Origin of the sequence: Hydrogenophaga sp., assembly GCF_030656115.1 — a bacterium.
Taxonomy (GTDB): Bacteria; Pseudomonadota; Gammaproteobacteria; order Burkholderiales; family Burkholderiaceae_C; genus Hydrogenophaga.
The window spans coordinates 24,890-50,183 of the sequence record NZ_JAUSOO010000043.1 but is presented as its reverse complement, the minus strand read 5'-3'; the positions used below and the strand labels follow the sequence as shown (position 1 = coordinate 50,183).

At 64.0% G+C, this 25,294-nt stretch carries 23 protein-coding genes and 1 pseudogene; 7 read left to right on the top strand and 17 right to left on the bottom strand.

Annotation, left to right across the window (positions count from 1 at the left end):
- A pseudogene (locus Q7J58_RS05945) lies at positions 1 to 753 on the bottom strand (pyruvate dehydrogenase (acetyl-transferring), homodimeric type); the annotation flags it as partial.
- A gap of 103 nt (positions 754 to 856) precedes the next feature.
- On the opposite strand from Q7J58_RS05945, the gene Q7J58_RS05940 reads away from it, so the two are divergent.
- Both Q7J58_RS05940 and Q7J58_RS05935 read left to right on the top strand, forming a co-directional pair.
- Positions 857 to 1,324, top strand: coding sequence for an Lrp/AsnC family transcriptional regulator (locus tag Q7J58_RS05940; RefSeq protein ID WP_304824796.1), 468 nt, complete (start codon positions 857 to 859; stop codon positions 1,322 to 1,324).
- A gap of 141 nt (positions 1,325 to 1,465) precedes the next feature.
- Positions 1,466 to 2,002, top strand: a complete 537-nt coding sequence (locus Q7J58_RS05935; protein ID WP_304824794.1) for a hypothetical protein — start codon at positions 1,466 to 1,468, stop codon at positions 2,000 to 2,002.
- Between the two features lie 794 nt (positions 2,003 to 2,796).
- Here Q7J58_RS05935 and Q7J58_RS05930 read toward each other — a convergent pair.
- Together Q7J58_RS05930 and Q7J58_RS05925 are read right to left on the bottom strand one after the other, a co-directional pair.
- Entirely contained in the window at positions 2,797 to 3,309 is a 513-nt protein-coding gene (locus Q7J58_RS05930) for a hypothetical protein (RefSeq protein ID WP_304824791.1), read from the bottom strand.
- Between the two features lie 601 nt (positions 3,310 to 3,910).
- Complete coding sequence (locus tag Q7J58_RS05925) at positions 3,911 to 4,927, bottom strand: 1-aminocyclopropane-1-carboxylate deaminase (RefSeq protein WP_304824801.1); 1,017 nt, start codon at positions 4,925 to 4,927, stop codon at positions 3,911 to 3,913.
- A gap of 264 nt (positions 4,928 to 5,191) precedes the next feature.
- Between Q7J58_RS05925 and Q7J58_RS05920 the strand changes: the two genes are divergently transcribed.
- The gene (locus Q7J58_RS05920; RefSeq protein WP_304824788.1) at positions 5,192 to 5,656 is read left to right on the top strand and encodes an Lrp/AsnC family transcriptional regulator; all 465 of its coding nucleotides are present in this window, start codon (positions 5,192 to 5,194) and stop codon (positions 5,654 to 5,656) included.
- 121 nt (positions 5,657 to 5,777) lie between these two features.
- Here Q7J58_RS05920 and Q7J58_RS05915 read toward each other — a convergent pair whose 3' ends face one another.
- The 9 genes from Q7J58_RS05915 to Q7J58_RS05875 form a co-directional block, all read right to left on the bottom strand.
- Positions 5,778 to 6,749 carry a PDR/VanB family oxidoreductase gene (locus Q7J58_RS05915; protein WP_304824785.1) on the bottom strand — a complete coding sequence of 324 codons (972 nt, stop codon included), beginning with the start codon at positions 6,747 to 6,749 and terminating at the stop codon, positions 5,778 to 5,780.
- A gap of 18 nt (positions 6,750 to 6,767) precedes the next feature.
- On the bottom strand, positions 6,768 to 7,808 hold the full coding sequence (locus Q7J58_RS05910) for an aromatic ring-hydroxylating dioxygenase subunit alpha (RefSeq protein WP_304824782.1): 1,041 nt from the start codon (positions 7,806 to 7,808) through the stop codon (positions 6,768 to 6,770).
- A gap of 88 nt (positions 7,809 to 7,896) precedes the next feature.
- Positions 7,897 to 8,406, bottom strand: coding sequence for a MarR family transcriptional regulator (locus Q7J58_RS05905; protein ID WP_304824779.1), 510 nt, complete (start codon positions 8,404 to 8,406; stop codon positions 7,897 to 7,899).
- 89 nt (positions 8,407 to 8,495) lie between these two features.
- Positions 8,496 to 9,893 (bottom strand): sensor histidine kinase, encoded by a 1,398-nt coding sequence (locus Q7J58_RS05900; protein WP_304824776.1) that lies wholly within the window; start codon positions 9,891 to 9,893, stop codon positions 8,496 to 8,498.
- Positions 9,894 to 9,933: 40 nt separating this feature from the next.
- Positions 9,934 to 10,635 (bottom strand): response regulator transcription factor, encoded by a 702-nt coding sequence (locus tag Q7J58_RS05895; protein WP_304824773.1) that lies wholly within the window; start codon positions 10,633 to 10,635, stop codon positions 9,934 to 9,936.
- 196 nt (positions 10,636 to 10,831) lie between these two features.
- Positions 10,832 to 12,115 carry an outer membrane protein transport protein gene (locus Q7J58_RS05890; RefSeq protein ID WP_304824770.1) on the bottom strand — a complete coding sequence of 428 codons (1,284 nt, stop codon included), beginning with the start codon at positions 12,113 to 12,115 and terminating at the stop codon, positions 10,832 to 10,834.
- 164 nt (positions 12,116 to 12,279) lie between these two features.
- On the bottom strand, positions 12,280 to 13,587 hold the full coding sequence (locus Q7J58_RS05885) for a multifunctional CCA addition/repair protein (protein ID WP_304824767.1): 1,308 nt from the start codon (positions 13,585 to 13,587) through the stop codon (positions 12,280 to 12,282).
- A gap of 83 nt (positions 13,588 to 13,670) precedes the next feature.
- Positions 13,671 to 14,378: a glutathione S-transferase family protein gene (locus Q7J58_RS05880; protein WP_304824764.1), complete on the bottom strand. Its 708-nt coding sequence runs from the start codon at positions 14,376 to 14,378 to the stop codon at positions 13,671 to 13,673.
- A gap of 105 nt (positions 14,379 to 14,483) precedes the next feature.
- Positions 14,484 to 14,810 (bottom strand): metal-sensitive transcriptional regulator, encoded by a 327-nt coding sequence (locus Q7J58_RS05875; protein WP_304824761.1) that lies wholly within the window; start codon positions 14,808 to 14,810, stop codon positions 14,484 to 14,486.
- Positions 14,811 to 15,030: 220 nt separating this feature from the next.
- On the opposite strand from Q7J58_RS05875, the gene Q7J58_RS05870 reads away from it, so the two are divergent.
- A complete protein-coding gene (locus Q7J58_RS05870; protein ID WP_304824758.1) occupies positions 15,031 to 15,609 on the top strand; it encodes a DUF302 domain-containing protein in 579 nt (192 codons plus the stop codon).
- Positions 15,610 to 15,750: 141 nt separating this feature from the next.
- Here the strand turns inward: Q7J58_RS05870 and Q7J58_RS05865 are convergent, their stop codons facing one another.
- Positions 15,751 to 16,707, bottom strand: coding sequence for a complex I NDUFA9 subunit family protein (locus tag Q7J58_RS05865; RefSeq protein ID WP_304824755.1), 957 nt, complete (start codon positions 16,705 to 16,707; stop codon positions 15,751 to 15,753).
- Positions 16,708 to 16,766: 59 nt separating this feature from the next.
- On the bottom strand, positions 16,767 to 18,740 hold the full coding sequence (locus Q7J58_RS05860; protein ID WP_304824753.1) for a lytic transglycosylase domain-containing protein: 1,974 nt from the start codon (positions 18,738 to 18,740) through the stop codon (positions 16,767 to 16,769).
- A 108-nt stretch (positions 18,741 to 18,848) separates the two neighbouring features.
- Here Q7J58_RS05860 and Q7J58_RS05855 point away from each other — a divergent pair, with 108 nt between their 5' ends.
- Positions 18,849 to 19,436, top strand: coding sequence for a 5-formyltetrahydrofolate cyclo-ligase (locus Q7J58_RS05855; protein ID WP_304824750.1), 588 nt, complete (start codon positions 18,849 to 18,851; stop codon positions 19,434 to 19,436).
- Between the two features lie 110 nt (positions 19,437 to 19,546).
- Here the strand turns inward: Q7J58_RS05855 and Q7J58_RS05850 are convergent, their stop codons facing one another.
- Together Q7J58_RS05850 and Q7J58_RS05845 are read right to left on the bottom strand one after the other, a co-directional pair.
- A complete protein-coding gene (locus Q7J58_RS05850) occupies positions 19,547 to 20,464 on the bottom strand; it encodes a DMT family transporter (protein WP_304824747.1) in 918 nt (305 codons plus the stop codon).
- Positions 20,465 to 20,630: 166 nt separating this feature from the next.
- A complete protein-coding gene (locus Q7J58_RS05845; RefSeq protein ID WP_304824744.1) occupies positions 20,631 to 21,662 on the bottom strand; it encodes a LysR substrate-binding domain-containing protein in 1,032 nt (343 codons plus the stop codon).
- Between the two features lie 117 nt (positions 21,663 to 21,779).
- Here Q7J58_RS05845 and Q7J58_RS05840 point away from each other — a divergent pair, with 117 nt between their 5' ends.
- A complete protein-coding gene (locus Q7J58_RS05840) occupies positions 21,780 to 22,256 on the top strand; it encodes a DUF2917 domain-containing protein (RefSeq protein ID WP_304824741.1) in 477 nt (158 codons plus the stop codon).
- A gap of 312 nt (positions 22,257 to 22,568) precedes the next feature.
- On the top strand, positions 22,569 to 24,104 hold the full coding sequence (locus Q7J58_RS05835) for an MFS transporter (RefSeq protein WP_304824738.1): 1,536 nt from the start codon (positions 22,569 to 22,571) through the stop codon (positions 24,102 to 24,104).
- Between the two features lie 239 nt (positions 24,105 to 24,343).
- Here Q7J58_RS05835 and Q7J58_RS05830 read toward each other — a convergent pair whose 3' ends face one another.
- Entirely contained in the window at positions 24,344 to 25,258 is a 915-nt protein-coding gene (locus tag Q7J58_RS05830) for a LysR family transcriptional regulator (protein ID WP_304824735.1), read from the bottom strand.
- Positions 25,259 to 25,294: the final 36 nt, after the last annotated feature.

Below are 25,294 nucleotides of genomic sequence, written 5' to 3'. Positions count from 1 at the left end.
CGCGCTCATGCTCTCGGGCTCGTCCATCTCGCCGTCGCCGAACACGCCCCACACTTTTCTGCCTTCACAGTTCAGCAACTGCCGGTGCGTGAGGTAGCGCATGAAGCGCGCGTGGTAGATCGAGCTGATGGGGCCGATGCCCATGGAGCCGGTGGGGAACTGCCAGAAGTCCGGCATCAGCCATGGGTGCGGGTAGCTGGAGAGGCCGCGCGCGCCACTGGCCGGCGCGGTGATCTCCTGGCGGTAGTGCAACAGGTCGGCCTCGCTCAGGCGGCCTTCCAGGAAAGCCCGCGCATACACACCCGGAGCGCTGTGCGGCTGGAAGAACACCAGATCGCCCTGGCGCCCGGCTTTGAAAAAGTGGTTGAAGCCGGTCTCGAACAGATCGGCCGCGCTGGCGTAGCTGGCGATGTGACCACCGAGCTCACCGTACGCCTGGTTGGCCCGCACCACCATGGCCAGTGCGTTCCAGCGCATCAGCGAGGCCAGGCGCTCTTCCACCGCGAGGTCGCCGGGAAAGGCGGGCTGGTCTTCCACCCCGATGGTGTTGATGTAGGGCGTGTTCAGCTCGGGTTGCCAGCCGATGCGCTGGCCCCGTGCCAGGCGCGCCATCTCGTCGAGCATGAAGCGTGCGCGCTCGGGCCCTTGTGAGGCCAGCAACGCGGTCAACGCTTCTCGCCACTCCGCTGTTTCGGAGGGGTCGGTATCGCTTTCCGGGGTGTTGAGATAACGGGCTTGGCGGGTGTCAGTCATGGGTTACTGTAAGGGTTTTTTGACCACATGTGCTTTTGAGTGGGTGCCGCATTCTGGCGTAAAACAGCATAAACTGCTTCAAAATCAATTTTTGAAAGTGTTTATGGCTTTGGATGCTATCGATATCCGCATACTGTCCGAACTGCAGGAAGACGGATCGCTCAGCAACGTGGAGCTGGCGCGGCGGGTGAATCTTTCGCCATCGCCCTGCCTGGTGCGGGTGAAGGCGCTGGAAAACGAAGGCGTGATCCAGCGCTATGTGGCCTTGGCCGACCCCAAGGCTTTGGGGCTCGGGCTCAACGTGTTCATCTCGGTCAGCCTGAAAGAGCAGTCCAAGGCCGCGCTGGCCGAGTTCGAGCGCCGCATCGCCGAGCACGACGAGGTGATGGAGTGCTACCTGATGTCGGGCGACAGCGACTACCTGCTGCGCGTGGCCGTGGCCGACATCGGGGCGCTGGAGCGGTTCATCCTGGAGCAGCTCTCGCCGATTCCCGGGCTGGAAAAAATCCGCTCCAGTTTTGCGCTCAAGCAGGTGCGCTACAAGACGGCGCTGCCGCTGCACGCGGTCTGAGCAACGACTCCCTCCCGCTCTGGGGGTGGGTTGGGGTGGGGACTCGCGATATGAAGGAACGCAACAACGACTCAGGTCTCGCTGAGAATTGGAGGCTCCCGTAAACTCTCTGCGCGCCCCCTGTTTTTTAAGGCCTGTGCAATGAAGCTCTGGAATATTTGGTTGATGGCCGTGCTCACTCTGTACACCGGGTCAACGTTTGCAATCTTCAAATGCACCACGCCAAGTGGACACATCACTTTCCAGGACTTTCCCTGCGGCGAAGCCACAGATCCACAGCGGATGGGAATTGCGGCGCCGGCCATGGGTACTTACGTTGCTCCCAACCCGATCAAGAAGGCGCCCGCCCAAGCACTTCCTATGCTGATGATCTATCGGCGATGGATTGATGCCGAACAGTTGGCCATTGCGGCAGATCGATCTGCTTTGGTCGGACCCATTGCCTCAATGCAGACGATCCGGCGAGATGTTGAGATGCTCCAGGTGCCGGAATGCCTTGAGAAGTCGAGGGCCGCACTTCTGGCGCTGGTATCGAATACCACCAAGAACATGCTGGAATTCATGTCCAGGACGGGAGCGGACGATCTGAAGTTCTTTTTGATCGAGCGTATCCCGCTGATCAATCAGTTTGAGCGCGCCTTGAGATTTGCGCCCTGCCCGGGGTACAACGCTGGATAGTTCCGTCAGCAGTGCGGCAGGCATTTTTTTGGTCATGCACCGGTCCGAAGGAACGGCGCATGACCAAGGACCGCTGGCGGACTTGACCGCGAACTTGCGGTTTCGGCCAGGAGCAGTCTACGGTCATAAGGAGAACCGCGGTCGCTCAACCGCCAAGGCTGAGCCGCGCGCCTTGGAGCATCGATTCCAACCCTTTGTTGAGCAGGTCAATATTATTTTGATGACTTTGTCAACTAAATGATTGAAAGCAGCGTTCTACCGCTATCCTGATAGTAGCGAAGCTGAAGAGACCGACTGTGTGTAAAGTTGAACACACTCTTTGTGTAGTTAAAACCTTGAGTGAGGTATACATCTGTGATTCGAGCTGTATCCGCAAGAATCAGAGGGGACAAATCTGTCCGCTTATAGGAGTAACCGTCTTCGATCAAGCCATACTTTGGAGAATACAAGTCATCCAGCCTGCAAGATATGACTTGATTCGATAGAAAAATACGGAACCAATAGCGTCCAATCTTAAAAAAAGTAAAAGCGGCATTATCTATTGTCTTGCCAGATTTCTGCCGCGTCAGCACGACGGCACTAGTACACTCATGCTCAAAGAGACGTTGGATCGGTCCATATTCTTCGGAAAGTGGAAGCGGTTTTTCATCCATTGTGGGACTTTCTCAGGCCTATTTACTATGAAACCAAAGTACTGAAGCGACTAGAGTTTGTGATGCTCAACGACTAATGCAACAGAGGCTAATCGTCCGAGTTTACTAGCAAGTTAGACCTTGCGGAGGTCGGGTATGGTTTCACGTGTACCATATCTCGATTTTGCGGAGATCGCATCCTAATATCTTCTTCGCTTTGTCCAACAGCTCCTTGTCTGAACCTTCATAGCTAACGTCAACAAGTTCAACAGCAAACCTAGTAAATCCACCGTAACCTTTGAAATCGAGCTGGAGTGCAGAAACGTCTGTACTACAACACGGAGTAATGACACGGTAAGCATCCAAATCGAGTTCTTCTTCGTCAACCAAGTGTTCATGTAACTCTTGAGCCCAGGTCTCAGTAGTTGGAATGGCCGCAAGACAGTTGGGGCAACCAATGGTCATCATTGGAAAATACCCATCATAACCGTCAATGTACGTAAGCCGTGGGAAGACGTGAACACGCATTGTTTCGCAACCGAAATCAGGTAAGTCTTCCGGGTTGTGAAAATATTCTTCGACCAGTCGTCTTGCATTTTCCATCGGAACTAAATTTACGTCTGTGGGTGCAATCCAAAAGTTCACCTGCATTTGTGTTTCCTTGAAAAACTGCATGTTGGACCGCCGTCAAACTTGCGGTTTATCTGTCCAGGCAGCGAATACTCACAACAGCGGTCAACAAACAAAGTGCGCGCCGCCTCCGAAAAGTTTTTGAAATCAACCAGTTGGCTCACTCTGGTAGGCCGGTGAGCAGATATAACAGATTCGACAAATCTGACCAAGTTCGAAACACCTCACCGAGATAGCTGGTAAGGCCAGCCGATCACCTTGTAAGTTTACTCTAGCGTTTAAGTTTTATTCCAAAGGTCTTGCCGGACAAAGCACCAGGGATGCGACGGCTATGAGGCCAATGGCTGGATGACAGCAACGGGTCGAGAGCACCAGTTTGCAGTTGGGGGCAGCGGACGTTCAAGATGGAGTTCCGTACTGGCGTTCCGGTGTCGGCCATACAACTCAGACCGGCCATCGTTCCTGCGGAGATCACTATTTCTCGGACGACCTGAACTGGACACGACCCCCGTCAGGTCACGTCATGCGATCCAAGGTAGAGGCGTATGGACAGGCCTGGCCCCACACCCCAACCCACTCCCCAGAGGGGCGAGGGAGTGAAGGCACGGCGCGCCGCTGTTTGGGGTCGCGTCAAGCTCGGCGGCTTTCAGCCGTTCCTGAACAGAAAGCTGTACGCGTTGAGCGCCGGCACGCCGCCCAGGTGGGCGTACAGCACGCGCGAGCCTTCGGGGAATTCGCCGCGGCGCACCTTGTCGATCATGCCGTGCATGGACTTGCCTTCGTACACGGGGTCGGTGAGCATGCCTTCCTGCCGCGCACACAGGCGGATGGCTTCCAGCGTGCCTTCGTTGGGCAGGCCGTATTCGGGGCCGCCGTAGCGCGTGTCGAGCACCACGTCGTCGGCGGTGATGTCCTGGTTCAGTTCCACCAGTTGGGCCGTGTTCTGCGCGATGCGCAGGATCTGCGCGTGGGTCTGCTCGGGCTTGGCCGAGGCGTCGATGCCGATCACTTTGCGGGCACGGCCGTCCGCCGCGAAGCCCACCACCATGCCGGCCTGTGTGCTGCCCGTCACCGAGCAGACCACGATGTAGTCGAACCGGAAACCCAGCTCGGCTTCCTGCTGGCGCACCTCTTCGGCAAAACCCACGAAGCCCAGGCCGCCATAGGGGTGCTCGGAGCAGCCGGCGGGGATGGGGAAGGGCTTGCCGCCGGCCTTCTTCACGTCGTCCATGGCCTGTTCCCAGCTGGGGCGGATGCCGATGTCAAAACCGGCCGCGTCCAGCCGCACGTCGGCGCCCATGATTCGGCTCATCTCGATGTTGCCCACGCGGTCGTACACGGCGTCGGAGTAGTTGACCCAGTTCTCCTGCACCAGCACGCACTTCATGCCGAGGTGCGCGGCCACGGCGGCCACCTGTCGCGTCTGGTTGGACTGGATGCCGCCGATCGACACCAGCGTGTCGTAGCCACCGGCGATGGCTTCCGGGATCAGGTATTCGAGCTTGCGGGTCTTGTTGCCGCCGAAGGCCAGGCCGCTGTTGCAGTCTTCGCGCTTGGCGTAGAGCTGCACCTTGCCGCCCAGGTGGGCGCTCAGCCGTTTGAGCGGTGTGATGGGGCTGGGGCCGAAGGTGAGCGGGTGGCGGGGGAATTTCTGCAGGTTCAGGGGGTGGGTGGTGGTGGTCATGGCGTCAATGGTCCTGGTGTGTAGGAGCGCTTGCAGCCCCGGTGCGTACAGCGTCATGGCGGCAAAGCACGTGGGCATGGGGCGAACTCCGGTGGGGTGAAAACGAAGTTCATCGTAGGACCGAGCAGGTGCTACGAATTGCAAACATGTCCTTCAAAAGCAGCCCTGAATGCTTATTCGATGGATTTCAACGAATAGATGGTGTGAAATGGCTATATGACGCAACAAATGAAGGTTTCAGCTATGGAAACGCCACTCGACCGCATCGACCGCAAACTGTTGGAGCTGCTGCAGCAGGACGCCTCCCTGCCCAACCTGGAACTGGCCGAACGCACCCACCTCAGCCCGCCGGCCTGTTCGCGGCGGGTGGCGCGGCTGCGCGCTTCAGGGGTGATCCGCAAGACGGTGGCGCTGGCCGACCCGCGCGCGCTGGGCTACACGGGGCTGGTGATCATTGGTGTGGTGCTGGACCGGTCCACGCCGGACTCGTTCGCCGCGTTCGAGAAGGCCGCGGCCAAGCTCACCGGTTGCCTGGAGGTGCAGCTGGTGACGGGCGAGTTCGACTACTTCGTCAAGCTGCGCATCCAGGGCATCGACTCGTTCAACGACATGCACAGCGCCCAGCTGATCGCGCTGCCGGGTGTGCGCCAGGTGCGCACCTTTGTGTGCCTCAAGGAGGTGTTCGAGACCACGGTGCTGCCGGTATAGGAAACACCCCCGCCGCGCTTCGCGCGACCCCCTCAAGGGGGCGATACCAGTCGTCCGGCAAAGCCGGCCCGACGGTATTTCTGGAAAGGATCACTTCGCGCCGGTTAGCGCTGGCATGCTTTTACAAGTCCAGAACAAGCCGTGTGCTGCTGGCGCGCGAACAGCAGGGCAGGAACTGGTCGTTCGCGGCCTGTTCTTCGGGCGTGAGGTACTGGTCGCGGTGGTCGGGCGTGCCGGCTTTCACGCGTGTCAGGCAGGTGCCGCACACACCCTGCTCGCACGACATGGGGATGTCCAGGCCGGCTTCAAGCAGCGCGGCCAGCGCGCTCTGGTCGGCGCGCACCGGGATCACGCGGCCGCTGCTGGCGATCTCCAGCTCGAAGCCGCCGTCGTGGCTGTGGTCCACCGGCGCCGCGGCGAAGTACTCGCGGTGCAGGCGCTCCTCGGGCCAGCCGGCGGCGCGCCCGGCGTTGAGCACCGCGTCCATGAAGCCTTGCGGGCCGCACACATAGAGGTGCGTGCCGGCGGGCGCGCGCTGCAGCGTGGCGGCGATGTCGAGCTTCTGTGCGGCTTCGCCGTCGTCGAAGTGGTGGTGGGAATGGCGCGCGAACGCCGAGGCCGCCACCCGCTCCGTGAAGGGCGTGCGTTCGCGCGAGCGCGTGCAGTGGTGCAGTTCGAAACACTCACCCTGGCTGCTCAGGTGCTCGGCCATGGCCAGCATCGGCGTGATGCCGATGCCGCCGGCCAGCAGCAGGTGGTGCGGCGCATCGGTGGCGAGCGGGAAGTGGTTTTTCGGCGCGCTGATGCGCAGGGTGGCGCCTTCGGCCACGGCTTCGTGCACCGCCTGCGAGCCACCGCGCGAGGCGGCATCGCGCAGCACCGCGATCTGGTAGCGGCCCGTTTCGCCGGGCGGGTTGCACAGCGAGTACTGGCGCACCAGGCCGTTGGGCAGCGCGACGTCAAGGTGCGCGCCGGCGCTGAAGGCGGGCAGGGTGTGGCCGGGCTCGGCCACCAGGTCCAGGCTGCAGATGTCCAGCGCTTCGGTGTGCTTGCGCACCACGCGCACCAGCAAGGGGGTTTGGGGTTCGCTCATGGTGGTTCGGCCGGTGCGTCAGGCGGTGGCTGGCTGTTCCACCGCGAGCGCGCGGTCGATCAGCTTGCGCGACTGCACGCCGCCGGTGTCGATGTTGAGCATGAGCAGCTTGCGGTCCGGGAAGGCGCTCAGGTTCTTCTGCTGGCGCTCCAGCATCTCCAGGTCTTCCGCAAAAATCTTGCCCTGGCCTTCGCGGATCTGCTCGGTGAGCGACGCATCCTGCGGCTTGAACTTGCGCGCCATGCCCCAGAAGTAGTGCATCGAGGTGTCGGTCTCGGGGGTGATGAAGTCGACCACCCAGCTGGCCGCTTTCACCGCGTCGGGCGCGGCGTGGCCGCCGTTGCCGGCCAGCGCCACGCCGACCTCGATCATCACGTGGCTGGGCGGCGTGAAGTGGCAGATCTGCCAGCGGTCCACCGGCTTGTCATCGGGCAGGCCGTTCATGCGCAGCGCCATCTTCCAGAACGGCGGCGCCTCGATGCCTTCCATGTAGCGCTCGGTGATCACGTGCTCGCCGTCCACGCGCGTCTGGCACGGCACTTCGTCGATCTCCTTCTGGCCGATGCTGGTCGAGTGCACATAGGTCTCGTGCGTCAGGTCCATCAGGTTGTCGATCATGAGCCGGTAGTCGCAGGCGATGTGGTACAGGCCGCCGCCGTAGCCGAAGGCGGGGTTGTCCTGCCACTCGAACTTGGGCACCAGCGCGGTGTCGGCCAGCGCGGCGTCGCCCGGCCAGACCCACACGAAACCGTGCGCCTCGTGCACCGGGAAGCTCTGGATGGCCGGGAACGCGCGCACGCGCTGGCAGGGCATCGAGACGGTCTTGCCGTCGCAGCCCATGGCCAGGCCGTGGTAGCCGCAGACCAGGGTGTCGCCCTCCACCTTGCCGAGCGACAGCGGCGCACCCCGGTGGGGGCAGAAATCGAGCACAGCGGCCACCAGGCCGGCGCTGTTGCGGAACAGGGCCATGGGCTGGTTGCAGATGCGTCGGCCGAGCGGGCGGTCGAACGGGATTTCTTCGCTGCGGGCAGCGACGTACCAGGTGTTGAGGGGGAACATGCGGTGTCTCCGAAGGTGTGGTGGTGGAGTCATTCAGTATGCTGAATGAAGTGCATTGTACGGACGCCAAGGGTTGGTGGCAAGGGGTTCAGCCCTCGGGTTTTCCCGAATCCGGGTCGCTGGGTGATGGGGTGTTGAACTGCACGAACTTGCGCAACAGGCGCAGGAATTCCGCTTGCTCGGCGGGCTCCAGTGGCGCCAGCAGCTGGCGGTACATGGGCGCCACACGCGGCAGCATGTGGGCCAGCACGGCGTCGCCTTCGGGCGTGAGGCGCAGGGCGCGCTGGCGCCGCGGCAGCAGCTCGCGCACGATCCAGCCCTTGGCCTCCAGCCGGGTGGCGATGTCGGCGGTGGTGGAGGTGTCGAGCGCCACCTTGTCGGCCAGTGTCACCTGGTCGATGCCAGGGCTGTCCTGCAGCGCGCGCAGGATGGCGTATTGCACCGGTGTCACCTGGCGGCCATGGGTTTCATGAAAGGTCGACACCGCCGCCTGGTGCGCCCGGCGGATCAGGTGCCCGGGCTCGGCCTGCAGTTCCACGGCACCTTCCGCCTCGGGGCTGAGCGGTCGGGGTGGCTGGGGCAGGGGTTTTTCGGGCATGGTTCGGGGATTCGGTATGCGGGGTTCGGGACTCAGGATGCGGTCGGGCGACTATACGAGACGGAAAGCGGGGGGCCGGATGGGCCGGGTCAGGGGCCGGCGTTCGGGCGGGCGAGCGCTGGTGTATCCAGCGCCAGCACCACCCGCAAGCCCTGCGGGAGCACCGGCGCCACGGTCGCGTCGCCGCCGTGGCGCCGGGCGATCTCGCGCACGATGGCCAGGCCCAGACCGCAGCCGCCGGGCTGTTCGCTGGCGCGCCAGAAGCGCTGGAACACGTGCGCCCGGTCGTCGTCGCTGAGGCCCGGGCCGTTGTCTTCCACGGCCAGCAGCGCGCCGCTGGGCTGGGCCTGCACCTGCAGGGTGATGGTGCTGCCGCGCGGCGTGTAGCGCAGCGCGTTGTCGATCAGGTTGGCCATGGCTTCGCGCAGTTGCAGCGGGTCGCCCTGCATCAGCAGGTGGTCTTCGCCCTCGTAGCCCAGGTCCATGCCGGCGGCCAGCGCCCGGGGTGTCCATTCGCGGGCCACTTCGCGCGCCAGCACCGGCAGGTCCAGCGGCTCGCTGCGGGCGCGCGTTTCGGTGCGGGCCAGCGTGAGCAGCTGGTGCACCAGGTGGGCGCTGCGCTGGGCGCCGGTGAGCACCTTGGCCAGCCGCTGCGACAGCGCGGGGTCGGTGGTTTCGCGCTGGGCCAGTTCCACCTGGCTGATCAGCCCGGCCAGTGGCGTGCGCAGTTGGTGCGCGGCGTCGTTGATGAAGCGCTTTTCCTGGTTCACGCTGCGCGCCACCTCGTCAAGCAGGCCGTTCACCGCCTGCACCAGCGCATGCACTTCGCTGGGGGCCTGCGTCATGCCAATGGGCGACAGCGCGTTCACCGAGCGGTGTTCCAGCTGGGCCGTGAGCCGCGTCAACGGCGCCAGCCCACGGCGGATGCCGCCGTACACCAGCAGGCTCAGCAGCACGCCCAGCGCCAGCAGCGGCGCCAGCATGTCGGCCACCAGTTCGCGGGCAATGCGCTGTTGCACCGCCATACCCTTGCCCACTTGCACGCGCAGGGTCTGTGGCGTGGCGCCTGTGCCGTACTGCACATCCATGGCCACAATGCGCAGCGGCTTGCCGTCCAGCAGGCCACCGTACAGCAAGGGTTCGCCGGGCCCGGCCGGTGTTTCGGTGGGCTGGGGCAGGCGCTGGTTGCCCAGCAAAAACTGCCCAGGCGGTGACGACACCATGTAGCTGATGCGGTCGTCCGGGTCTTGCTCCAGCACGTCTTGTGCGGCCCGGGGAAAGTCGATCAGCAAGCCCGAACCCACCGGCTTGACCTGCCGCGCCAGCGCCCGCACCGACTGGGTGAGCGACTGGTCAATGCCTTTTTCGGCGTAAGACAGCGCAATGCGGTAGGTCAGCAGACCGCCACCGGCCCACAGCACCAGCTGGGGCAGCAGCAGCCACAGCAACAACTGGCGGCGCAGCGAAAGCAGGGCGGGGGCGGGCATGGGCAAAGCGGCCGAAGCGGACTCTCAGTCTCTCAAGCGCTCAGGCGGCGGTGGTTTCCAGCATGTAGCCCAGGCCGCGCACATTGCGGATGTTCAGCGGCGCGCCCGCCAGCTTGCGCCGCAGGCGGTGCACATACACCTCCAGCGCATTCGACGCCACCGTGCCCGGCTCGCCGGGGTCTGACTGCCACGCCTCCAGCACGTCTTCGCGGCTCACCACCTGGCCGCTGTGGCGCACCAGCAGGTCGAGCAAGGCCCATTCGCGCTGCGTCAGGTCAATCGCTTCGTCGCCCAGCCAGGCGCGCGGCAGCTGCGGGTCCAGCCGCAGCTGGCCCACGCCAGCACCCCGTGTGGTCGTGGTGTTGCCAAACGCCGGCAGGCTGGCGCGGCGCAGCATGGACTGCAGGCGTGCCCGCAATTCGTCCAGGTTGAAGGGTTTGGTCAGGTAGTCGTCGGCCCCGGCGTTGAGGCCGGCCACCCGGTCTTCCACGCCGTCGCGCGCGGTCAGGATCAGCACCGGCAGTGCCGGCAAGCGCTGGCGCAAGGTGCGCAGCACGGTCAGTCCGTCCACCTTGGGCAGACCGAGATCAAGCACCACACCGTCGAACAACACGGTCTGCAGCAACTGCAGTGCCTGTTGGCCGTCGGCGGCGGTGTCGATGCGGTGACCGGCCTGCATCAACTGGGCACTCAGCCCGTCGCGCAGCAGTTCGTCGTCTTCAACAATCAGGAGGTGGGCCATGCCCTCATTATCCCGGCACAGGGGGCATTGGCGATGGCTTGTGCCACACCGGCATACCCGCATGACCAGGGTGTGGCGCGACCGGACCACCGCCGCGTTTTCGCGGGGCCCGATCTGCGCCATGGAACCTCTCAGCTTCTCAGCCGCACAGCCGCTTGGCCGGTGGTTGCGCCGGGTGGCGTCTGCACATCCGGCGTCAAAAACTGTAGTTGTAGTTCACGCGCAGGGTTTTCTGGCTGTGCGAGACCGTGCCGGGCATGCCGGCACCGAACATGTTCGGGTTGGTGCGGGTCACCTTGGGCGCAACGGCGAGCGAGGCCGCCACCGCATGGCCTCCGCCGATATTCCAGCCCACCCCGAAGGTGTAGTGGGACTCGATCGTGGCCGGGAACAGCGGGTTGAGCGTGCCATCGGGCACGGGGTTGCTGGCGTGGTTGTAGCCGGCGCGCAGGGCCAGGCCGGGTGCCAGCATGTACTGACCGCCGACCATGATGACGGTCTGGTCTTTCCAGTTCTGCGGCATTGCTCCCACCATCCAGGCCCCGCCCATGTTCATGCCCAGGCGGAAATCTTTCATGCTGTCCTTCCAGCCCAGGTGCTTGATGTCGGCGGCCAGCATCAGGGTCGGTGTGGCCTGCCAGGCCACGCCGACGCCGTACGTTTCGGGCCACTGAAAGTCCACCACCTTGAATTGCGTAGGAACCTGAATACCCCCTGGGAGCATGGTGAAGGTGCCGTTGCCTTGCAGGTCACCGATGTTGGTCTTGCTGTGGTAGGCCGCACCGAAGGCCAGTGCAGAGGAGACCTTGTAGTGGGCGCCCAGTTTGAACGCCCAGCCGTTGCCAGCGGCTTCGCCCGTGAAGTCGTTGTTGTCGCTGAAGCTGGCATGGCCCGAGCCGTCGGGCATGAGCATTTGCACGTCCATGCTGGCCCACACATAGTCCAGCTGGCCGGCCACGGTGAAGTTGTCGTTGACGTTGTAGGCCAGCGGGAACATCAGGCGGCCGAGTCCCACCTCGGAACGCATGGGCAGGCCGGTGCCGTTGGACAGAAAAGAGCTGCTGCCGTATTCGGTACCCATACCCCCTTGGGCCAACATGCCGGCGCCGTACGTGAACTTGCCCGACTTGCGGATGTAAGACAGCGAGGGCATCCAGTATTGGTCACCGTCCGATGGCGCCGTCATCGGACCTGCCAACGGGTGGTTCATTCGCGTTGCCACGTCCGGCATCAGCAGCGTCAGTCCGACGCCGATGTTGCCGCCTTCTTGGCGCAGGCCCAGCGTGGCCGGGTTGTTCATGATGGCCGAGTTGCCGTTTTCATAAGCGAACGAGGCGCCGCCCATGCCCCCGGCCTTGGCCCCGTAGGCTTCCAGATTCATGCCGTTGGTGGCGGCGGCGGGCAAGGCAATGCCTCCGATCAGGGCGGCCGCCAGTGCTGTGCGGATGGGGTGCTGTGCTTGTGTTTGAGCGTGTGGCATCTGATTGTCTCCTCGGTCCATGTTGGTGGTTGAAGATCAGCAGAATACCGGCATGGGTATTTTTTGGGGAGGTGGGAAGCTGCGGGTTGACGCCAGACGACAAACAGGATACAGATACCGGTAAGGGCATTTTCAGGCCCATTCCGGCGGTGCCGATGGTTCAATCAGTCCCTGGGCACATTGAGAGCCGTGGCGACCGCTTCCGAGCGTGCACTGTGGATGGCCTGTGCGATGCGCGGACCCAGTTGGGCGCGGTTGTGCGCAGTCGCGTCGTCGGGCAGGCTGGCTGTGACCCGCGCGGCCAGCGGTTCGGGGTCCACTGCGCTGGCTGCGGCCAGCGCGCGCAGCAGAAGCTCGCGCTGCGGATAGGTGCTGTCCTCGAAGCCCAGACGCCCGCGTGCATCGCATTCGCAGGCCAGCAGCACCTCGTCAAACCGTTCGGGGCGGCGCAGCGCGTCGCAGCGTTCCAGCAGGCGCAGCAGCGCGGCCGCGCCAAAGTCGGTGCTGCGGTGGACGTTGCCGTGTTCGCGGGCCACCACGTCGGCCAGCTCGCGGCTTTCGCGCGGCACGCGCCAGCGCTCACACAGGCCACGCAGCAGCTGGGCACTGCGTTCTTCGTGGCCGATGTGGCGCGGCAGCACGTCGGCCGGCGTGGTGCCTTTGCCCAGGTCGTGGCCCAGGCAGGCAAAGCGCACCGGCAGCGGCGCGGCCAGGCGGGCGCTCATGTCCAGCACCATCATCAGGTGCACGCCGGTGTCCACTTCGGGGTGGTAGTCGGCGCGCTGGGGCACGCCCCAGAGCCGGTCCACCTCGGGCAGCAGGCGCACCAGCGCACCGCAAGCGCGCAGCACCTCAAACATGCGGCTGGGGCGCTGTTCCATGAGCCCGCGCGACAGTTCTTGCCACACCCGCTCGGGCACCAGGTGGTCCACCTCGCCGTGGTCCACCATGTGGCGCATCAGGTCCAGCGTTTCCGGGGCCACCGAAAAGTCGGGGAAGCGGGCCGCAAACCGCGCCAGCCGCAAAATGCGCACCGGGTCTTCGGCAAACGATGTCGTCACATGGCGCAACACGCGGGCCTGCAGGTCGCGGCGGCCGCCGTAGGGGTCGATGACATAGGCGTTGGCCGGGTCGTCGGCCTCGGCTTCGCTCACTGCCATGGCGTTGATGGTCAGGTCGCGCCGCGCCAGATCGTCTTCCAGCGTCACGCCGGGTTCGGCGTGGAAGGCGAAGCCGTGGTAGCCCGGCGCGGTTTTGCGTTCGGTGCGGGCCAGCGCATATTCTTCGCGCGTTTTCGGGTGCAGAAACACCGGAAAGTCGCGCCCCACAGGCAGGTAGCCCTGCGCTTGCATGGCCTTGGGCGTGGCGTCCACCACCACCCAGTCGCGGTCAACGTGGGCGGGTGGGGTGGCCGTGGGGTCTTGCTGCATCAGGGCGTCGCGCACCGCGCCGCCCACCAGGTAAATCTTCATGCAGGGAAGTTTAGAGCGTGTTTGCCGCCCGGCGGCAAGGCCGCCACCGCATTCTGGGAACCGCCCAAGCTGGCGTGCGGGCTTCAGCGCCCCAGCCGGTAAGGCTCTTCGAAGTCCAGAAAGTCGTGCTCAGCCAACGCGCCTTGCACCCAGGCCACCACGCCAGGCAATGAGGCCACGCGGTCCACATAGGCGGCCAGGTCGGCCGGCAGGGGCAGGCCGTAGGTTTTCAGGCGCATGCACACCGGTGCAAAGTAGGCGTCGGCAATGCTGAAGGTGCCAAACAGCAGCGGGCTGGTGCCATCGGGCATGTGCGCGGGTTGCGCTGCCAGCAGCTCGCCCCACAGGCCGCACAGGCGGGCCACGTCAGCGCGCACACCGGCCTGGTCGCGCCAGATCAGGCGGCCCACCTCGGGCAGGCTGGCTTCGATGTTCATGGGGCAGTGGCTGCGCAGCGCACCAAAGCCGCTGTGCATTTCGGCGCACACGCTGCGGGCCCGCGCCCGTGCCCGCCCATCGGCGGGCCACAGGGCTTTTTCAGGAAAACGCTCGGCCAGGTATTCGGCAATGGCCAGCGTGTCCCACACGGCAAAGCCGTCGTCCACCAGCACCGGCACCTTGCCCACGGGGTTGATGCCGCGCAGCTGCCGTTTGAAGGTGGAGTTCGACTCGAACGAGTCGAAGCGGATCATGATTTCTTCGAACGCGATACCCGCCTGCGTCAGCAGCACCCAGGGGCGCATGGACCAGGACGAATAATTTTTGTTGCCAATGTAGAGTTGCAGCGCCATGTGGGTTCCTTGTCAGAGCCTGCATGCTAAAGCCTGGCAGGCGCCGCATTGATGCAAAAACGCCCGCGCATTGATGCGGGCTTTTGGCGACCACCCCGCGCTGGATCAGGCGTACTTTTCCAGAATGCGCGTGGAGCGTTCGACTTCGCGGAAGGTGTCCACTTCCGACTCGGAGCCCGACACCGCTTCCATGACCGAGCAGGCCATCATGCGGTAGAAGGCCTTGTCCATGGCCTTGCGGGCGGCCGACATCTGTTGCGCCACGTCTTCGCATGGGCGACCGCTTTCCACCATGTCGATCAGGCCGCGCACCTGGCCTTCAATGCGCTTGAGGCGGTTGATCACGTCGCGCTGGTGTTCGGACCGGTAGGTGGCTGCCGTGGGGGCTGCGGTGGCTGCATCGGCCGTGGTTTTGGCTGGGGTAACTGCCATGGTGGTTCCTGTAAATGAGGCTATGCCTGAGTTTGCCAAAGAAATGCCCTTGCACGCTTGCATGCAATCCCTAATCGTTGCGGTTTTGCGCTTGACTACCCTACCCCCTAGGGTAGTCACCAATGACGAGATGGGGTTGATTCGATACCTTAGAGGGTGCAAGACGTTGACAAATGTCAAACCGCAGTTTTTTCATCCACGGACAAAGAGGACCCGTTTCATGCTTATCTTCAAGCGCATCTCCATCGGTCTGGCCCTGGCGGCCACCTTGTTTGCCACCACCGGTTGTGGCAGCCTGGCCACCATCGGCAAACTCGAAGACGGCGCCGGGGCAGAAGCCTCGCGCATGTGGGACCGATGGATCGAAGGCAATGGCGACATCGCCGTGGCCACCACCTGGGAGGCCAAGGTCAAGCCTGGTCTGAAGGCCAGTGAAGTGGAGGAAATCTTCAAGCTGGTGGCGGTGGAGCGCAACATGCGCGATGTGGGTACCTTGCCCCTGTCCAAGGAGCTCGAAGCCCGCTCGGGCAAGAAGGAAAAGTTGCTGACCGTGTATTCCTTCTGCAGCCCCGCCACCGCCCGCAAGATGGTGGACTTCAGCCCGCACATGGCCGCCTATTTGCCTTGTCGCATCAGCATGGTGGAGCACGACGATGGCAGCCTGTGGCTCTACACGCTGAACATGGACATGATGGTCAAGATGGGCCGCAAACTGCCCTCGCCCCTGAAGGAAGAAGCCCAAGCCGTGCGGGACACCATCTGGGAAATGATGCAGCGCGGCTCCAAGGGTGAGTTCTGACCGGCCTCTGCGGAGAGGCTGAGAGAGTGAGGGGCTGAGGCCTTACAAACACACGAACACGCTTCATCTGAGACGGGGTCTCATTCGGCCACCCGGTCCCAAGGATCGGGTGGTTTTTTTCGTCGGAATGGTGGCGCTCGGTCAGCGCCGCCCGGCGCCTTGCCGTGCCTGCAGCAAGGCGCTGCGCCCGCCGCGGTTGCCCAGGTAGCTGGGCGCCACCGCTTCCACCCGCGCCGGCACAATGCCCAGCGCCGACAAACCCGGGCACTGGCCGCTGGCCACGTTGTCCACCGACATGGCGGCCAGGTTGTCGCGGCTCATGAGCGGCTCACCCGGGGCCAGCTCCATCATCAGCGCTTGCAGCCGGCCCACGGCCATGGGCAGCGGCAACACCGGGCGCTCGGTGCTGCCATGGCGCCCGGCCAGGCGCACCAGTTCGCCCAGGGTCAGCACCTCGGGACCGGCGCATTCAAAGGTCTGGCCCACGGTGCTGGTGGGCCCGTCGCTGGCTTGCAAACAGGCCAGCACGGCGCTGGCCACGTCGTCCACCCACACGGGTTGAAAACGCGCGCTGGCGCCGGCCAGTGGCATCACCGGAAACACCGCTTGCAGGCGCGCAAACAGGTTCAGAAAACGGTCGCCCGCGCCAAAGATCACGCTCGGGCGCAGCACCGTCAGGTCCAGATCGGCCTCGCGCAACACGGCTTCACCGCGGGCTTTGCTGCGCTGGTACAGCGAAGGGCCGTCCGGGCTCACACCCAGCGCGCTCACATGCACCACGCGGCGCACACCGGTGGCGGCGCAGGCACGCGCCAGTTTGGCGGGCAGGGCCACGTGCACGTGTTCAAAAGCGGCCTCGCTGCCGTGCAGGATGGCCACCAGGTTGACCACCGCGTCGTGCCCCGGCAGCAGGCGGGTGAGCTGGGTCTCGTCGTGCACGTCGGCTTCGAGCACCGTCACGCGCGGCAGGTGTTGCACAGCGGCGGCGTTGAGGGCGCGGCGCGTGGGCACGGTGATGCGCCAGCCCAGGCGGTGCAGTTTTTCGCACACATGGCGGCCCACAAAGCCGGTGCCGCCGAGAACGAGGATGTTTTTCATGGATGGGTCTGGTTGGGGGGCAGGGGGTTGAATACGGACTATCGCGGCGTGCCCGCCGCTCAGGGCAGTTCGCGGTTCACGGCCACCGGGCTGGCGCGCGGCCCCACCACACCCAGCCGTGCGCGCAGCGACTGCGGCTGGCCGGTGATGCGTGCGGCGTAGTTGGTGGTGTTGGCCAGCACGCGCTTGACGTAGTCGCGTGTTTCGTCAAACGGAATGTTTTCCGCCCAGATTTCAGCGGGCAAGACGGGGCCGTTGCGCCAGGCACGGGCGCGGTTCGGCCCGGCGTTGTAGGCGGCGGCAGCCAGGGGCAGCGAGCCCTCAAAGTCGTCCAGCGCGAATTTCAGGTAAGCGGTGCCGATCAGGATGTTGGTGTCCAGCTCGTTGATCTGCCCGGCCTTGAAGTCGCTCAGTCCGATTTTGTTGGCGGTCCAGCGGGCGGTGGCGGGCATCACCTGCATCAGGCCCGAGGCGCCCACGTGCGAGCGGGCATTCATGACAAAACGGCTCTCTTGCCGGATCAGCCCGTACACATACGCGGGGTCCAGGCCAATGGCGTTGGCCCGTTGCACCACAGCGCTCTGGTGCGGCATGGGAAAGCGCTGGCTGTGGTCCAGCGCGTCGGGTGTGCGTTTGCTGGTGTTGATGCAGCGGTCCCACAGCTCGTGGCGGCAGGCCAGCGCCGCGGCGGCCAGCAGCTCGCGCTCGGCTTTGCCGCCGGGGGCGTGCAGCGCCACCGTGTAATGCCATTCGCGCACGCCTTCGCTGCGCAGGCCCAGCTGCATGGCGGCCAGCGCACGCCGCAGGCCAGGGTGGTTGTCGGCGGCGGCCTGTTCTTGCGCGGTGAGCGGGGGCGGGGCGGGTGGCACGGTGATCGGGCGACCCAGCTCCTCCATGGCCAACTGCTCGTAAAAGCCGCGCGGCGATGCGATCGACTCCAGCAGCGCGCGGGCCTGTGCGGCGGCGGTGGCGGCATCGGGTTCTTTCAGGGCTTGCAAGGCGCGTGCGCGCCAGTAAACCCACACCGGTTCGCCGCGCTGGGTCTCGCCCATGGCGGCAATCGCATCGCGCACAGCACCCCAGGCACCCGCGCGCAGGCCGGCGCGCGCCTTCCAGGCCAGGTGTTCGCTGTGCATGAAGCTGTCTTGCCCGTTGCCAAAATGGGTCAGCGCATCGTCTTGCAGTTTTTGCGCCGAACGCCGCCCAATCACGCCCCAGAGCCAGCTGCGCTCTTCTTGCGTGAGCTGCGCCACCCAGCGTTTGCGTTGCAGTTCCTGCGCCGCAGCCGTCGGGTCGCTGGAGGCCAGGCGAATGGTGGCCAGGGTCACCATTTCTTTGGTGCGTGGTCGGATGGCGGTGAACTTTTCGTCGAGGTATTTCGCCGGGTCTTTGGCCAGGGCTTCGATCATCGGGACCCAGTCGGGGTCGAGCATGGCCACGGCTTGGGCCACCGCGCGGGGCTGGTTGGCGTCCATGGCCAGGCGGGCGCGCTGCCACACCGCCAGGGGCTTGAGGTGACCACTCTCCAGCAGCGCCTGGGCGGCGGTGGCGCAGCCGTCGTCCACATCGCGCTGCGCGTGCCACAGCGGTGCCACCTGGCGGGCTGCCTCGCTGCCCGAGGTGCGCCCGGCCACGGCGTCCAGCATCAGCGCATAACACTGCACCTGGCGGTCGTCGTTCATGCGGAATGCGGGCAACTCGGTTTCAAACGTGACCCAGTCGCGCCGTTTGCCCAGCTGCAGCAGCCAGTCGTTGCGCAGGCGGTCTTCCCAGTAGGTGCCCGCCATGCGGTCCATGGCGGCGCGTATCTCCGCGGCTGGAGCGGTGTCCAGCCGGGCTTTCATGTTCCAGTAAATGGCCAGCGGTTCCAGTGCGTGGCCGCGCACGCGGGGCAGCAGGGCGGCCAGCTGGCTCGTATTGCTGCGCCGAAATGCTTCGCGCATTTCCAGCAACGCGGTATCGGCAGGGGTTTGGGCCCAGGCCGCTGCTTGCAGCGCCAGCGCGGCCATAATGGTTGCGAGACCTCGCTTCATCACTTTTCCCTGTTTCAGGCTTACCAGTTTCATCTGCTGATTATGGACAACAAAGACGGTCAAAGTTCCCCATCCTCCTCTGAGAAACAGACTGCCGTATCTGCGGTGGTGGCACAAAAAGCCGCTTGGCGAAAAACGCTGGTGGAGAAGCGCCAGAACCTGGCCGACCGTGCCTGGCGCAACGATTTGTTGCAGCGCGTCATGCGGGTCTGGTTGATTGAGCGGCCCGACGCCATCATCGGCGCCTACTGGCCCATCAAAGGCGAGTTTGACCCTTTGCCGGCGCTGTTTCGCTGGCAGGAGGCCGGGCTGGAAGAAGACGCGCAGGGTGCCCAGCGGCACCGCCGCATTGCCCTGCCGGTGGTCAACAAGGTGGACAAAACCCTCACCTTCTACACCTGGTACCCCGGTTGCCCGATGGAAGAAGACGCCTTTGGCATTCCCAAACCCAAAGACACCGAGGTGGTGGAGCCCACGCTGATCTTTGTGCCCTGTGTGGGTTACGGGCCGGGCGGCTACCGGCTGGGCTACGGCGGCGGCTTTTACGACCGCACCCTGGCCGCCCTGCAGCCCAAACCCTTCACCGTGGGCCTGGGCTACGACTTTGCCTACCTGCCGCAGCTCCAGCCTGAAATTCACGACGTGCCGCTGGACGCGATTCTGGCCGACACCGGCGTGATGTGGCCTGAGCGGTAAAACCCAGCCTTCCATCTGCACCCCGCGTAGCCGGAGCTTCCAGCTCCGGTCCTCTGGGGTGCAAGAAGACCAAGCCACATCTGGAGCTGGAAGCTCCAGCTACCTGGCCCTCAAGGATGCTCCGCATTGGCGTGCACTTCGGTGATGCGCTTTTCTCGCCGCACCACATACAAACCACTGCCCACAATGATCGCCGCGCCCAGCCAGGTGTGGGCGGCGGGCAGGCTGTGCCAGATCAGCCAGTCCAGCCCCACGCCCCAGGCCAGGGCGCTGTATTCAAAGGGCGCGACGGCCGATGCCTGCCCGTGGCGAAACGCTTCGGTGATGGCCAGCTGTCCGCCAAAGCCGGTGATGGCCAGTGCCAGCAACAGCGCGGCGTCGGTGCGCTGAATGGCCACCCAGCCGGGCGCGGCCAGCGCGCCAGCGCCCAAGGCCATCATCACCATCATCGACAGCACCATGCTTTCGCTGCTGTCGGTGCGGCTGGCCAGCCGGCCCGCCACGGCCGCCACTGCGTAACACAGCGCAGCCCCCAGCACCGCCAGCCCGCCGGGGGTGAAAAAACCGGCTTGCAGGTCTTCTCCGCTCGGGCGCAGGGCGATCAGCACGCCCACAAAACCGACGGCAACGGCCCACCAGTGGGCGGCGGGCACACGCTCTTTCAGCACCGGTACCGACAACACCGTGATCAGCAGCGGCGCAATGAAAAACAGCGTGTAGGTGGCCGACAGCGGCAGCTCGCGCACCCCCAGCGTGAACAGCGACAGCATGGTGATGCCCAGCGCCCCACGCAGCAGGTGCAGCGGCCAGCGCACCCGCCACACCGTGTGCCACGCGCCACGCCAGGCAATGTAGAGCAGCACCAGCGGCAGCGCGGTGATGCCGCGCAGCGCCGCAATTTGCAGCACTGGGTAGCGGGTGGAAAGCAACTTGAGCACCGTGTCCATGAGCGCAAAAAAGCCCACCGCCACCAGCATGGCGACGATGCTGCGCAGGTTGCCGCTGGGGTGGTGGTTGGGCTGGGGCATGGTGCGGTGAAGGTCGATGGCTTGGGATGGGATGGCCGGTGAGTGTGCCCCACCGAGCGGCCGCACGCAGCAGCAGTGCGCATCAACAGGATGGACGCAAAGCCGCAGGCCGTACACCCGCACGGCAAGGCGCAGCAACGCCAGGGCGGTTTTGTGTCCGTCCTGATCAATCCAGGTGGTCCACCGTGTCCGGGTCGGGCACCTCGCCGATGGCTTCCCGGGTCGCTGCGGCCTGCTGCTGCAGCCAGTCGCAAAATGCCTTCACCTCCGGGCGCATGGGGTTGCGCGGGGCCACCAGCAGCCAGTAGACCAGCGGCGAGTCCATGCGCGCGTGGGGCAGCGGCTCCACCAAAGCGCCGCTGGTCAGGCTGTCGGCCACCAGCGGCAGCCGCGCCAGCGCCACGCCCTGGCCGCTGAGTGCGGCCTGCACGATCTGGTGCGCGTAGTTGAAATACAGCCAGCGCTGCGGCGTGAGCTTGTGCGCCACCGCCGCTTTGGTGCCGCGCGCGCGCTGTCCGGTGCTTGTGGGGCTGCCAAACAGGTCCAGCCAGCGCTGCCAGGTCAGCCATTCCAGGTGTCGGGTGCGGTGCGCATCGCCGGCTTCAATCAGCGTCATCCTGGCCAGGTCTTCCACTTGGGCGAGCCGGTGCTCTTTGAGCAGCCAGGGGCTGGCCACCGGGGTCAGTTGCTCGCCAAACAGGCGAATGGCGCCCGGCGGGGCGGCCTGCGGCACTGCGTAGCGCAAAGCCAGGTCCACATCGGCGGTGGTCAGGTCCACCGCCGCGTCGGATGCGTCGATGCGGATGTCAATGTCCGGGTACTCGCGCTGAAACGCTTCCAGCCGTGGAATCAGCCACATCGACGCAAACGACGCCCAGGTGGTGATGGCCACACTCTTGCGCCCCGCGCTCTGGCGAATCTGCCGCACCGCCGCATCAATGCGTTCCAGCGCCATGCCTGTGGCACGCAGCAGCTGCGCGCCCGCGCTGGTGAGTTCCACGGCCCGCGTGTGGCGCAAGAAAAGCGCTGTGCCCACCTCGTCTTCCAGCGCCTGAATCTGCCGGCTCACCGCACTCTGTGTGAGGGACAGCTCCTCGCCCGCCGCCCGAAAATTCAGGTGCCGTGCCACGGCTTCAAAGGCGCGCAAATGTCCGGCTGAAATGGGCCGTGTGCGGGGGTGGCTGCTGGTGAGTTGCATGGTCGGGGTTGAAGTGATTGATGCGATTATCGAATCAATAGCTTAGTGCCATTTCATTGGACGAAGCCACGCCGCAGCGAGAAGATAAGCCCCACATTGCATCCACAGGAGGTTTCCATGCCACACCCCCATACCGCCCCAAGCCGCCGCCCAGCCATCGGAACCTGGCGCCTCTACCCCGGCCACGCCATGACGCTGCGCCCGAAGCAGACCGCCGTGCTGCGCATTTTCTGCGGCCAGGTGTGGGCCACCCAGGGCCAGCCCGCGGGGACCACGCCCCACAGCGCAGGCGACCACTTTTTGGGCCCCGGCGATGTGCTGGTCGTGCCTGCGGGTATGCGGCTGGTGCTGGAGCCTTTGGCTGCGCGCGGTGACACCGCACCGGTGCATTTCGACTGGTCCGACGCCTGCGCGCAGGCCGCACCGACCCGGTTTGACCGCGAGGTGCTGCAGCCCACCCGCGAACTGGGCGCGGCGCTGGGTCAGGCGGCCATGGCCATGGCCCGCGTGCTGCGCGGCCTGCTGGGCTACCGCGAATTTCTGGTGGCTGGGCGAGGGCGCGTGCTCACCCCGCTGGAGTCGCTGCGGTCTTGACGCGGGGTTGCGCTGCGCTGTGTGGGCTCACTCTTGGCCCAAGCGCTGGTTTGGGCGGCTGATCGTGGTTTGTGTGCGACCAAGTGCCGTGGCCGAGTAATTTTGGACTCCGAGATAGGGCGACAAGCGCTAAATCGGAACCAACCTATGACGAAAGTTGAAACGAGCAAGACAATTTTCCAGGTCAGTACGGGCAATGTATCGACTTCGGCTTCAGCAGTCCTTGATCGAATGAGCCAGCGTGGCTTGCATCGGTAGGGGCAGCATGCAGTAACGCACGCACTCTGATACGGCGTCCCGTGCACTTATTCAATGCAAATGGTGCGTCTTCCGCTTTTCCAGAGGAAGCCCTATCTTCCTCCTGACTCCAAATTCAGAGTCACAAAAAAGGCGGAACAAGAAATGTCGACATCGAACCCCCCCCACACTGCGCTTCAAAGCGCTGCTGAAGAAAAACTTCCGAAAGGAGTGATGGCAAGCCTTGCCTTGAGCATGCTGCTGCCCTCTCTTGGCACCAGCATTGCCAACGTCGCACTGCCGACTTTCGCCGAAGCTTTCTCTGCCTCATTCCAGCAAGTGCAGTGGGTCGTCCTCGCCTACCTGCTTGCAACGACAACCCTGATCGTCGGCGTGGGTCGACTGGGCGACCTGTTCGGTCGCAGGCAGCTTTTCATGTTTGGCGTCGTCATTTTTACAGCAGCTTCATTCTTTGCCAGCTTGTGCTCACGGCTGGACCTGCTGATTGCTGCACGGGCCCTTCAGGGAACCGGCGCCGCCATCTTGATGGCATTGCCCATGGCCTTTGTGGGTGCCGTCGTTCCCAAGTCGCGGACTGGTGGTGCTATGGGCATGCTTGGCACGATGTCGGCCGTTGGCACCGCCCTTGGTCCATCACTCGGTGGCCTTCTGATTGCCAAACTGGGTTGGCAGTCGATTTTCCTGGTCAACGTTCCGCTGGGTGTGCTGGCTCTTGTTCTTGCGCGGCGCTACTTGCCTGCAGAACAAACTGTTCCCAATCCAGCAAAGACAGGCTTCGATAAGTGGGGGATGCTGCTTCTGGCCCTGACCTTGGCTACCTACTCGCTTGCGATGACCATGGGGCGCGGCAATTTTGGCCAGCTCAATATCTTGCTGCTGTTGGCTGCCGGTATGGGACTTGGAATGTTTATCTGGGCCGAGCGCAACACCGCTTCTCCCTTGATTCGCCTCTCAATGTTCCGTGATCCTGTGCTCAGTGCGAGTCTTTTGATGAGCGCCCTCGTCTCGACAGTGATGATGGCCACGCTGATTGTGGGTCCGTTCTATCTCGGACTTTCTCTCCAGCTGAACACGGGCATCGTCGGCGCGGTTATGTCCACAGGCCCTATTGCTGCGGCTTTGACCGGGGTTCCTGCGGGGCGCATCGTAGACCGCTTTGGTGCACAGCGAGCCACAACAGTTGGACTCTTCGGGATGTTTGTCGGGTGCTTTGCCCTGTCCATGCTGCCGCAGTCTTGGGGTGTTGCAGGCTACGTCATACCGATTGTTGTCATCACCTCCAGCTACGCGCTTTTTCAGTCAGCCAACAACACCGCTGTCATGGTCGATGCGCAGCCCGAAACGCGGGGACTCACCTCAGGCATGTTGAATCTGTCACGTAATCTCGGCCTCATTACGGGTGCATCGGTCATGGGTGCGGTCTTTGCAATGGCATCGGGCACGGTGAACTTTGGCAATGCCGATACCGCTGTTATTGCATCAGGGATGCGGACAACATTCACTGTGGCGACGGTGCTGGTCCTTGGGGCGCTGGTCGCTGCCGCCGTTAGCCGAGCGCTCGCACGGTCAGGCCGGAGAACTTGTTTTTGATCTGAGAGGCTGAGCGTCTTTCGTTCATGCCCGCTCACCACCCCAAAACGCACCCGCTAGTCTCTGCAAACGCGCGCCATAGCCCTGCTATGGCTGTGCTTTGCGCCTTGATCGGGCACGTTTTGATGCGTTGCTCGGACACGCCCGAAAAACGCTCAGCCTCTGAGTCGCCCACCGACGCCGCCTTCCACAGAATGTCTCAGTGGGCCGAGGAGTTCTTCCATATGGTCCCTGTGAGGTCACCACTTCGACACATCTCCCAGCTGTTCGGTACAGACGTCAAGAAGGCATCCACGAAACCAGCGATGTGCCGTATCGGCATCCATCCGCGGGTGCCAAAGCATGGAAACCGTGATTTCTGGCGTGGGCACGGGCAGAGGAAAACTGAACATGTCCGCACGGAGGTTTCCCGTATGCCGCTCTGGAACGGTGGCGATGAGGTCTGACGATCGAGCAAAGGCCAGCGCACTGGAAAAGCCTCCAACGAGGGTCACAATATCTCGCTCAAGGCCAAGCAGCTTTAACGCCTCGTCCAGCACTCCCTTGTCCAGACCGCTTCGCGAAACGAGGACATGCTTCCCGCTCGCATACCGCTTCGCGGTGATGCTTCGCTTGCTAAGGGGGTGGTCCTTATGCACGACACCAATGAACCGGTCTCGAAAAAGAGCACGCGTGCGCACCTCGGGTCCCGTCAGATCGCCGATAACACCCGTCTCCAGGTCAACGGTTCCATCCCGAAGTGACGTGCTGCCCTTGTCCTGTTTGGGGACAAAGCGAATCCGCACGCCAGGAGCCTGTGCGCTGACGCGTGCGACGAGTGTGGGGCCAAAGTTTTCGGCAAATCCGTCACTGACGCGTAGGGCAAATGTTCTGCCTAGCTGCATGAGGTCCAGTTTTTCAGCAGGACGCAGAACAGCACGGGCATCCTGAACGAGTTGTCCAACTTGCTCACGCAGCTGGAGAGCTCGAGGCGTGGGAACGAGGCCGCGTCCAGCCCTCACCAGCAACGGGTCTCCCGTCGTGCGACGCAACCGGGCCAGAGATCGGCTCATCGCAGACGGGCTCAATTTCAACCGTTGCGCAGCTCGTGCCACATTGCCCTCTGCGAGCAACACGTCCAGGGTAACGAGTAAGTTGAAATCTGGCGAAGACATGTTTGAACCTTAGCATTTCTCTCGTTATTGGGACAA

Excerpts from the sequence above, each read along its gene's own strand:
- Q7J58_RS05940 (WP_304824796.1), top strand. The coding sequence starts at position 857 with ATGGCTTTGGATGCTATCGATATCCGCATACTGTCCGAACTGCAGGAA.
- Q7J58_RS05935 (WP_304824794.1), top strand. The coding sequence starts at position 1,466 with ATGAAGCTCTGGAATATTTGGTTGATGGCCGTGCTCACTCTGTACACC.
- Q7J58_RS05930 (WP_304824791.1), bottom strand. The coding sequence starts at position 3,309 with ATGCAGTTTTTCAAGGAAACACAAATGCAGGTGAACTTTTGGATTGCA.
- Q7J58_RS05920 (WP_304824788.1), top strand. The coding sequence starts at position 5,192 with ATGGAAACGCCACTCGACCGCATCGACCGCAAACTGTTGGAGCTGCTG.
- Q7J58_RS05915 (WP_304824785.1), bottom strand. The coding sequence starts at position 6,749 with ATGAGCGAACCCCAAACCCCCTTGCTGGTGCGCGTGGTGCGCAAGCAC.
- Q7J58_RS05910 (WP_304824782.1), bottom strand. The coding sequence starts at position 7,808 with ATGTTCCCCCTCAACACCTGGTACGTCGCTGCCCGCAGCGAAGAAATC.
- Q7J58_RS05905 (WP_304824779.1), bottom strand. The coding sequence starts at position 8,406 with ATGCCCGAAAAACCCCTGCCCCAGCCACCCCGACCGCTCAGCCCCGAG.
- Q7J58_RS05900 (WP_304824776.1), bottom strand. The coding sequence starts at position 9,893 with ATGCCCGCCCCCGCCCTGCTTTCGCTGCGCCGCCAGTTGTTGCTGTGG.
- Q7J58_RS05895 (WP_304824773.1), bottom strand. The coding sequence starts at position 10,635 with ATGGCCCACCTCCTGATTGTTGAAGACGACGAACTGCTGCGCGACGGG.
- Q7J58_RS05890 (WP_304824770.1), bottom strand. The coding sequence starts at position 12,115 with ATGCCACACGCTCAAACACAAGCACAGCACCCCATCCGCACAGCACTG.
- Q7J58_RS05885 (WP_304824767.1), bottom strand. The coding sequence starts at position 13,587 with ATGAAGATTTACCTGGTGGGCGGCGCGGTGCGCGACGCCCTGATGCAG.
- Q7J58_RS05880 (WP_304824764.1), bottom strand. The coding sequence starts at position 14,378 with ATGGCGCTGCAACTCTACATTGGCAACAAAAATTATTCGTCCTGGTCC.
- Q7J58_RS05875 (WP_304824761.1), bottom strand. The coding sequence starts at position 14,810 with ATGGCAGTTACCCCAGCCAAAACCACGGCCGATGCAGCCACCGCAGCC.
- Q7J58_RS05870 (WP_304824758.1), top strand. The coding sequence starts at position 15,031 with ATGCTTATCTTCAAGCGCATCTCCATCGGTCTGGCCCTGGCGGCCACC.
- Q7J58_RS05865 (WP_304824755.1), bottom strand. The coding sequence starts at position 16,707 with ATGAAAAACATCCTCGTTCTCGGCGGCACCGGCTTTGTGGGCCGCCAT.
- Q7J58_RS05860 (WP_304824753.1), bottom strand. The coding sequence starts at position 18,740 with ATGAAGCGAGGTCTCGCAACCATTATGGCCGCGCTGGCGCTGCAAGCA.
- Q7J58_RS05850 (WP_304824747.1), bottom strand. The coding sequence starts at position 20,464 with ATGCCCCAGCCCAACCACCACCCCAGCGGCAACCTGCGCAGCATCGTC.
- Q7J58_RS05845 (WP_304824744.1), bottom strand. The coding sequence starts at position 21,662 with ATGCAACTCACCAGCAGCCACCCCCGCACACGGCCCATTTCAGCCGGA.
- Q7J58_RS05840 (WP_304824741.1), top strand. The coding sequence starts at position 21,780 with ATGCCACACCCCCATACCGCCCCAAGCCGCCGCCCAGCCATCGGAACC.
- Q7J58_RS05835 (WP_304824738.1), top strand. The coding sequence starts at position 22,569 with ATGCAAATGGTGCGTCTTCCGCTTTTCCAGAGGAAGCCCTATCTTCCT.
- Q7J58_RS05830 (WP_304824735.1), bottom strand. The coding sequence starts at position 25,258 with ATGTCTTCGCCAGATTTCAACTTACTCGTTACCCTGGACGTGTTGCTC.